At 66.9% G+C, this 8,838-nt stretch carries 8 protein-coding genes; 4 read left to right on the forward strand and 4 right to left on the reverse strand.

Translation table 11 applies throughout. The features are described 5' to 3' along the window. Positions 1-130: 130 nt before the first annotated feature. From G3N98_RS36735 to ugpC, 3 genes are all read right to left on the reverse strand, one after another. Positions 131-1,390: an extracellular solute-binding protein gene (locus tag G3N98_RS36735; protein ID WP_206150862.1), complete on the reverse strand. Its 1,260-nt coding sequence runs from the start codon at positions 1,388-1,390 to the stop codon at positions 131-133. Positions 1,391-1,453: 63 nt separating this feature from the next. Next, positions 1,454-3,439, reverse strand: coding sequence for a beta-galactosidase (locus tag G3N98_RS36740; RefSeq protein ID WP_206150863.1), 1,986 nt, complete (start codon positions 3,437-3,439; stop codon positions 1,454-1,456). A gap of 9 nt (positions 3,440-3,448) precedes the next feature. Then, complete coding sequence (gene ugpC, locus G3N98_RS36745; protein WP_206150864.1) at positions 3,449-4,597, reverse strand: sn-glycerol-3-phosphate ABC transporter ATP-binding protein UgpC; 1,149 nt, start codon at positions 4,595-4,597, stop codon at positions 3,449-3,451. 189 nt (positions 4,598-4,786) lie between these two features. Between ugpC and G3N98_RS36750 the strand changes: the two genes are divergently transcribed. Next, a complete protein-coding gene (locus G3N98_RS36750; protein ID WP_206150865.1) occupies positions 4,787-5,827 on the forward strand; it encodes a LacI family DNA-binding transcriptional regulator in 1,041 nt (346 codons plus the stop codon). A 112-nt stretch (positions 5,828-5,939) separates the two neighbouring features. Here the strand turns inward: G3N98_RS36750 and G3N98_RS36755 are convergent, their stop codons facing one another. Continuing rightward, positions 5,940-6,581, reverse strand: a complete 642-nt coding sequence (locus G3N98_RS36755; protein WP_089475925.1) for a GntR family transcriptional regulator — start codon at positions 6,579-6,581, stop codon at positions 5,940-5,942. Positions 6,582-6,712: 131 nt separating this feature from the next. Between G3N98_RS36755 and G3N98_RS36760 the strand changes: the two genes are divergently transcribed. From G3N98_RS36760 to G3N98_RS36770, 3 genes are all read left to right on the forward strand, one after another. After that, positions 6,713-7,189, forward strand: coding sequence for an OsmC family protein (locus G3N98_RS36760; RefSeq protein WP_206150866.1), 477 nt, complete (start codon positions 6,713-6,715; stop codon positions 7,187-7,189). A 29-nt stretch (positions 7,190-7,218) separates the two neighbouring features. Then, positions 7,219-7,863 carry a glutathione S-transferase family protein gene (locus tag G3N98_RS36765; RefSeq protein ID WP_124583279.1) on the forward strand — a complete coding sequence of 215 codons (645 nt, stop codon included), beginning with the start codon at positions 7,219-7,221 and terminating at the stop codon, positions 7,861-7,863. Between the two features lie 353 nt (positions 7,864-8,216). Next, a partial coding sequence (locus G3N98_RS36770) for a filamentous hemagglutinin N-terminal domain-containing protein (RefSeq protein ID WP_206150867.1) occupies positions 8,217-8,838 on the forward strand: 622 nt, incomplete at its 3' end.

Raw genomic sequence — 8,838 nt, forward strand, 5'->3', positions numbered from 1 at the left:
TGGCGGCGGATGCGCCGCGCGGCGGCGGCGCGGCGCCCGCGCCGGCGGGCGGGGTGGACGTGATCGGACTGGACACGGCAAGCCTCCTGAACGGGCACGGCGGCACGAGGCCGCCGGTTGAGTCACACGGTCACTTCTTGTAGATGCGCTTGCGGGTCTGTTCGAGTTGCGCGAGCACCGTATCGAGCTGCGCGGGATTCGCGACGAACTGCTGCATGCCCTTCATCCCCTCGTCCGCCATTTCCTTCGTCATGTCGCGGTCGTAGAACTGCGCGACGCCGCCCTTCGTATCGGCGAGGATCCGGAAGCCGATACGCGAGATCGGATCGGCCGGCTCCGGCGACTTGCTGTTGGCCGACAGCGAGCCGAGCCCTTCCGCGAGCTTCGCGCCCATCTCGGGCGTTTCGACGAACGCGAGGAACGTGTGCGCGTCGGCCTTGTTCTTCGCCTTCGTCGGAATGTGCAGCGATTCGACCGGGCCGTCTTCGGCGGTCGGCACCTTCGGGTCGATGATCGGGAAGCGGTAGTAGCCCATTTCCTGCTTCACGTTCGGCGGAAAGCCCGCCGCGATGAAGGTGCCCATCAGCATCATCGCGGCCTTGCCCTGGAACAGGAACGGCTGCGCGCCGTCGAGATCGTAGGACAGCGCGTTGTCGATGAAGTAGCCCGCGTCGATCAGCGATTTCCACGTCGTGTAGACCTTCTTCACGCGCGGGTCGGTGTACGGCACGTCGCCGGCCATCAGTTGCTGGTGGAACGCGTTGCCGTTCACGCGCAGGTCGAGATAGTCGAACCAGCCGGCGAGGGTCCATGCGTCGCGGCCGCCGACCGCGATCGGCGTGATGCCGGCCGCCTTCAGCTTCTTGCACGCGTCGAGAAACTGGTCCCACGTCTTCGGCTCGTCGGCGATGCCGACCTTGTGGAACAGATCCTTGCGGTAGAAAAGCCCCCACGAGTAGTAGACGGTCGGCGCCGCGTACTGCTTGCCGTTGTATGACGATGCGTCGCGCGTCGACGCGTACATCGCGCCCCAGCCGTTCTTCGTCCAGTCGCCGCTCAGGTCCTCGAACAGCCCGCGCTTCGCGTAGTACGCCATCCGTTCGCCGGCGTGCCAGTTCACGACATCCGGTGCGACGGTCGTGAGCCAGGCGGGGAGCTGCACCTTGTACGCTTCCTCGTCGACGAAGGTCGCCTTCACGTCGATGTCGGGATGCGCCTTGTGGAACGCTTCGATCGTCGACTGCCAGACCGCGCGCTGGCTGGCGCCCTTGAACGCGATGTTGATCGTCAGCGTGCCGGCATCGGCGGGCGCCGTCATGCCGAGCGATGCCAGTGCGACAGCGGCGGCCGTGGCGAGCCGGGCGGCGGTACGAAGGGGGCGATGGGTCATACGTGTCTCCAGTCCTGGGTGTCGTTGTGCGTGACCGGCGCGTCGTGGCGCCGGTCGCGGTTGCTACGAACGGCTTCGATACACGGCCACGTCCTGCGGCCCGACTTGCGCCGTGCCGAGCACGAACGCGGACGGCGGCACCGCGTCGATCGTGTGCGGTGCGTCGCCGTAGTTGAAAACGTAGGTCAGGCCGCCGCGCCGGCTCACGCGCACGCCGTCGCCGAGCGGCGCGGGCGCGAGGCCGGCGTCGGTCGCGACATCGGCGAACAGCCGAACGGTGGTCGCGTCGTCGAACAGCGCGGCCCAGTAGTGCAGCGTGCCGTGCGATACCCACGCCGGGTGACCGTCGGCGAAGCGCGCACGCACGACGCTGTGCGTGTCGTCGTGCAATTCGACGAAGTCGCGCCAGTGGCGTGCGTTGCCGGCGAGCGGCGCGCCGTCGCGCAGCGTGCCGTCGACCCGCTCGGTCACGTTCGGCCGCAGCGATTCGACGCGCCACACGCGCACCGGCAGGATCGATGCAAGCGGGCCGGGCGGCAGCGTCGGCGGGATCTGCAGGTCGACGGTCTTCGAGCCGGTGCGCGGGCCGAGCACGACTTGCGCGCCGGAGGCGGCGAGCCGTGCGGCGAAATCGTCCGGGACGACCGGCAGCGGCGGCACGACGACGAGGCGGTAGCCGTCGAGCGGCGCGTGCGCGGACACGATGTCGACGTCGAGGCCGAGCGAGCGCAGCGCCGAGTAGTACTCGAACGCGAAGCGCGGGTAATGGAAATCGGCGCCCTGCGGCTGCACTTCGAACAGCCACTTCGCTTCGTAATCGAAGACCAGCGCGACGGGGGCGCGCACGTCACCGTCCGCATCCGCGCCGGCGTCGTGCACGGTCGCGATCTCGTGCGCGACGCGCTGCGCCTCGCGGCCGCCTTCGTCGAGCTGGTCATCGGGGGTATGCAGGCCCGCATGCATCTGCTCCTGCGCGAACGGCGCCTGCCGCCAGCGGAAGTACGACACGCAGCCGGCGCCGTGCGCGAACGCTTCCCAGCTCCATAAGCGCACCATGCCCGGCAGCGGCGCGGGGTTCCACTGCGCCCAGTTCACCGGGCCCGGCTGCTGCTCCATCACCCAGAACGGCAGCTTCGACATGCCGCGATAGAGGTCGTGATTGAACGACGCGAAATCGGGATGGCCGGTGCGCAGCCAGCGCGCCTTCACGTCGGGTGCGAACCACTGCTCCTCGAGCGCGCCGAGCGGATAGCTGTCCCAGGTCGCGATGTCGAGGTCGCGTGCCACTTTGTAGTGATCGAACTCGGTGAACAGCTGCATGAAGTTGTGCGCGACGGGGCGGCCCGGCGAGTGCGCGCGGATCACGTCGACCTGCATCCGGTGATAGCGCGCGACTTCGTCCGACGCGAAGCGCCGGTAGTCGAGGCGGTGTGACGGGTGAGCCTCGGTCACGGTGCCGACCGGCGCATCGACTTCATCGAAATGGCGATACTCCATGCTCCAGAACACGGTGCCCCACGCGCGGTTCAGCGCGTCGATCGTGCCGTAGCGCGCCTTCAGCCACGCACGGAAGCGCACGAGCGCGGCCGGCGAGTAGCTGACGACGGTCTGGTGGCAGCCCAGCTCGTTGTCGGTCTGCCAGTAGCGCACGGCCGGGTGGCGGCCGTAGCGTTCGGCGACCGCCGTGCAGATCTGGCGCGACGCGTCGAGATAGGTCGGCGACGAGAAGTCGTAGTGGCGGCGCGAGCCGAACGTGCGCGGCCGGCCGTCCGCACCGATCGCGAGGATGTCGGGGTGGCGATCGACCAGCCATTTCGGCGGTGTCGCGGTGGGCGTACACATCACGATCTCGAGGCCGGCCGCGCCGAGCACGTCGACCGCGCGATCGAGCCAGTCCCAGTCGTATTCGCCCGGCGACGGCTCGATGCGGCTCCACGCGAATTCGGCGATCCGCACCTGCTCGATGCCGAGCGCTTTCATCCGGCGGGCATCGTCGGCCCACATCGTTTCCGGCCAGTGTTCCGGGTAGTAACAGACTCCGAGGCGCATGCCCGATCCTTATGCGTAATGGTGAACGTGAACGTCGGCGCACGCGGGCACCGCGCGGCCGTCTTCGGTGAAGAGATGGCAGGCCGCGGCCGGCGCATGCACGCGCACGCGTTCGCCGCTGCGCACTTGTGCGTCGCCGGGCACCTTCGCGATGAGCGAGTGGCCGCCGGGCTGGTCGAGGTGCACGTAAGTCTGTTCGCCGAGGCGTTCGACGAGTGCGACGTCGCGTGCGAGCGCCGTCGCGTCGTGCGCGGTGCCGAGCGTCAGGTGTTCGGGGCGAATGCCGAGCGTCACGGTGGCGCCCGCGCCGAGCGCCGAGCCATCGCGTGGCAGTACGAAGGTTTCGCCGGACGGTGTGAGCGTGACGGTCGTGCGACGCGCATCGCATGCGGTCACGACGGCCGGCAGGAAGTTCATGCGCGGCGAACCGATGAAGCCCGCGACGAAACGGCTCGCCGGGTGGTGGTAGAGGTCGAGCGGCGCACCGACCTGCGCGATGCTGCCGTGCTGCGCGGTATCGGCGCCGGCGTGCAGCAGCACGATCTTGTCGGCGAGCGTCATCGCTTCGGTCTGGTCGTGCGTCACGTAGACGACGCTCGCGCGTTCGAACTGGCGGTGCAGCTTCGCGATTTCGATGCGGGTCTGGCCGCGCAGCGCGGCGTCGAGATTCGACAGCGGTTCGTCGAACAGGAACACGCCGGGCTCGCGCACGATCGCGCGGCCGATCGCGACGCGCTGCCGTTGCCCGCCCGACAGCGCCTTCGGCTTGCGGTCGAGCAGCGTGTCGAGCTGCAGGATGCGCGCGGCATCGCGCACCTTCCGGTCGATCTCGGCCTTCGGCACGCGCGCGAGCTTCAGCCCGAACGCCATGTTCTCGTAGACCGTCATGTGCGGAAACAGCGCGTAGCTCTGGAACACCATCGCGACGCCGCGTTCGGCGGCCGGCACGTCGTCGACGCGGCGGCCGTCGATCGACAGCTCGCCCGCGCTCAGGTCCTCGAGCCCGGCGATCATCCGCAGCAACGTCGACTTGCCGCATCCGGACGGCCCGAGGAACACGCAGAACTCGTGCGCGCCGATCTCCAGATCGACGTCGCGAATGACCGGCGCATGATCGCCATAGGCTTTCTGCACGCGCCGCATCGAGATGCTCGCCATTGTCTCCGCTCCATGTTCTAATGCGCTTTCATCAGTGATTAAGCGCTTAATCATCGCGATCAAAAAAAGAGGCGATGCGATCGCGGCCGAGTCGCGCCCGTCGGTCGGGCGGCAGGGTGTGCGGCGATAGTGCGCCGCTTCGGTGAGCGAAGCAAATACTGGATAGACGTCTCATATAGTGAGCAAGCGATGGCAACCCTGGATGAAGTGGCGCGCCGCGCCGGCGTGACGGCCGCAACCGTGTCGAACGTGCTGCGCGACCGCGGCCGGGTGGGCGAGGCGACGCGGGCGCGGGTGCTGGAGGCCGTGGCGGCGCTCGGGTATCGCCCGCATCTCGCCGCGCGGGCGCTGGCGGAAGGGCGTGCGCCGACGGTCGCGCTGATGGTGTCGAGCATCGCGAACCCGTTCTATCCGGAGTTCGCGCTGGCGGTCGAGCGTGCGGTGCGGCGCAACGGGCAGTTCCTGATCGTCTGCAACACGAACGAAGATCCGTTGCAGGGGCGTGCGTATCTCGACCAGATCGCCGGCACGATCTCCGAAGGCATTCTCGTGACCAATGCGAACCTGCATCTGCCGGATCTGCGCGACGTGGCGGCACGCGGCGTGCCGGTCGTGCTGTGCCTGTGGGAGCGGCCCGAGGCGCCGCCCGACGGGTTGCCGTGCGTGGCGATCGATTTCCGCGAGGCGGGGCGGATCGCCACGCGGCACTTGCTCGAACTGGGCCACGAGCGCATCGGCGTGATCGTCGGCGGGTCGGCGAGCGGCGTGCAGGCGGCGCGCTACGACGGCTTCGTCGACGTAATGCGCGAAGCGGGGCTCGATGCGTCGATTGTCGCAGCCGAGCCCGATTCGATCGAAGGCGGCGTGCGCGCGGCGGGGTGGTTGCTCGATGCGCACCCACGGCTGACCGCGCTGGTCGCGACCAACGACCTGCCGGCGATTGGCGCGATGCATGCGGCGGCCGATCGCGGCCGGCGTGTGCCCGATGATCTGTCGATCGTCGGGATTACCGACATTCACCTGGCGAGCGACACGCGGCCCACGCTGACGACCGTCGCGATCCCGACCGCCGAGGCTGCCGGGCTCGCGGTCGAGCTGCTCAATGCGCTGCGCGAGGCGGGTGGTCAGAACGACGCGGCGTCACGCGTGCGGACTGCGTCGCTGCCGAAGCTGGTGGTGCGGGGTACGACGGGGCGCGTACCGGGCGGGGGCGCGACGCCGGCGGTTTGATGCGGGGGGCGGCGAGTAGGTTGAAGTCGCTGTCGTGATCGTTGCGACCCGGCATCGGGTGGCGCCCGCCTTAGCAAACGGCACATGGCAAGCGGCAAACGCACCGCCGTCCTCACCCGCCTTCGACGAGCCGCATCACGATGTTTCTGGCCGATTCCAGATGCGCGACCGTCATCGAGCGCGCCGCGCGCGCATTGCGTTCACGGCACGCCTGCAGGATTTCCTCGTGCTCGACCTGGAACGACGGCGTATCCGCGAGCAGCGTGGCCTGCAGGCGCTCGTACCGTTCAACCTGGCTGCGCAGTTCCGCGATCGTCTTCAACTGCCGCGCATTGCCACAGCATGAATACAGCAGCGCGTGGAATTCGCGGTTCAGTTCGCCCTGCCGGCGCGGCACGGCCGCATCGCCGAGCAAACGATGGACGAGCTCGGCGCGCGCGAGCGTCTCGTCGTCGAGCCGCTTCACGCTCCGGTAGATTGCGTCGCCTTCGAGCAGCGCGCGCAGGTCGTAGATTTCCTGCACGTCCGACGCACTCAGCATGCGCACGACGGCGCCGCGATTCCTGAAGATGTCCAGCAAGCCTTCGCGCTCCAGGCGCTGGATCGCCTCGCGCATCGGAATCCGGCTGATGCCGAACCGGTCGGCCAGGTCGCGCTCGACGAGCCGCTCGCCGGCTTCCAGCTCGCCGTTGATGATCATGTCCCGCAACGAGGCGGCGACCGCGTCCGCGGTGGAATCGAGTTTGGCTTCCATGCCTGCATGTTCCGTCAATTTGGAATAATGGTATACCAAATGGGAATCCGGTGCCAAAATGGCGAGCGCAGGCGGGCTTCGCAAAACGACATCCGGCCCGGCCGAAGCAACCCACATCAATGGAGAGCGAGATGGCATCTGGCGAACACACGTATCGCGTCGCAGTAGAGTGGACGGGCAATCGCGGCACCGGCACGTCGGGGTATCGCGAGTACGGGCGGGATCATCTGATCCGGGCCGGCTCCAAGCCGGATATTCCCGGTTCGTCGGACCCGGCGTTTCGCGGCGACGCCGCGCGCTGGAATCCGGAAGACCTGTTGCTGGCGTCGGCATCGGCGTGCCACAAGCTCTGGTACCTGCATTTGTGCTCGGAAGCGGGTATTCGCGTGCTTGCGTATGTCGACAACGCGGAAGGCACGATGGTGGACAGTGCCGATGAAGGCCGCTTCACCGAAATCGTGCTGCGCCCGCACGTGACGATCCAGGCCGGCGACGATCGCGAGCGGGCGGCACATCTGCATCATGATGCGCACGCGAAGTGCTATATCGCGAACTCGGTCAACTTCCCGATCCGCTGCGAACCGGTGATCGAGTTCGCCGCCGCGTGACGCCGACACCCGCCTGAGTGAAATCGACGATGAAGCTCTTCTACTACCCCAGCAATGCCAGCATGGCGCCGCACATCGTGCTGGAAGAAATCGGCAAGCCGTTCGAACTTGAATTCGTCGACCGCACGCACGACCAGCACAAGTCGCCGGATTACCTCGCGCTCAATCCGAACGGGCTCATCCCGGTGCTGATCGACGGCGACCTGGTGCTGTACGAAGCCGCCGCCATTTGCCTGCATCTCGCCGATACGCATCCCGAGCGGCGGCTTGCGCCCGCACTCGGCACGCCGGAACGCGCGCAGTTCTACAAATGGCTCATGTGGCTCACCAACACGCTGCAGGCGACACTGATCGCGTATTTCTATCCGGAGCGCTGGGTCGATGTGGGCAACGCGGCCGGCGCCGCGCAGGTGAAGGCACACGCGGAGGCGAAAATCGCGGCGCTGCTGGACCAGCTCGACCGCCAGCTGGAGACGAGCGGCGGCCCGTGGCTGCTCGGCGCGCACTACACGGTGCTCGATCCGTATGCGCTGATGCTGTGCCGCTGGACGCGCGGCTTTGCCGAGCCGGCGCGGCAGCGTCCGGTACTCGGCGGCTATCTGCAGCGGGTGCTCGCGCGTCCGGCGATCCAGCGGGCGTTGCAGACGGAAGGGCTCGTGCAGCCCTGGGTGTAACGGAGCGCACGCTCTGGTTGAATGGGGGACTTCCGACAAATCTCAGAAGATCCTTGCACGAATAACTGCACATCCCAACGTTCAACCGTGAATCAATTTTAGATCGCAGTTTGGTTAGTAATGCGTAGCGGGTGCGCGTACGACAGGTGCACGAGAATTCGATCTGATTTGCTGTATATGTGCTTTGGGAACTCGACTCGATATGTCCGAGCACACGTCAATCAGACGAGACCGAAATTCGAAATTTGTGGTTCTCATTCAACAGCTTGGCAATATTTGACAGTCATTCTTCGGCGTTTCGGTAAGCTCGCGGTCAATGACCAAACGCATGGACGCGGGCCGCGTCGACAAGAATGAATAAAAATACGCATCGCCTGGTTTATTCCAGGCTTCGGGGTATGGTGGTGGCCGTTGCAGAAACGGCGACCGCCGAGGGGAAATCGGCAACCGGCGAAGCACGTGCACGGCGGCGATCGTCGATGTCCGGTGCCCGCGTCGTAGTCGCGGGTGTCGCAGCGCTCGGCATGCTGCCTACCCTGGCCGATGCGCAGATCGTCCCGACGCCGGGTACCAGCACGCACGTGATCCAGACGCCGAACGGCTTGCCTCAAGTCAACGTGGCCGCGCCGTCGGGCGCCGGCGTCTCGGTCAACACCTACAATCAGTTCGATGTACAAAAGGCCGGCGCGATCCTGAACAACTCGGCCACGATGGTCCAGACCCAGCAGGCGGGCTGGATCAACGGCAACCCGAATTACAGTGCAGGCCAGGCTGCACGGATCATCGTCAACCAGGTCAACAGCCCGAACCCCTCCCAAATTCGCGGCGCGTTGGAGATCGCCGGCTCCCGGGCGGAGCTCGTCCTCGCGAATCCGTCGGGCATTTATCTTGATGGCGCGTCCTTCATCAACACCAGTCGCGCAACCCTCACAACGGGCGTGCCGTACTACGGTGCCGATGGCTCGCTCGCTGGCT

Origin of the sequence: Burkholderia sp. Tr-20390 (assembly GCF_017104595.1) — a bacterium.
Lineage (GTDB): Bacteria > Pseudomonadota > Gammaproteobacteria > Burkholderiales > Burkholderiaceae > Burkholderia.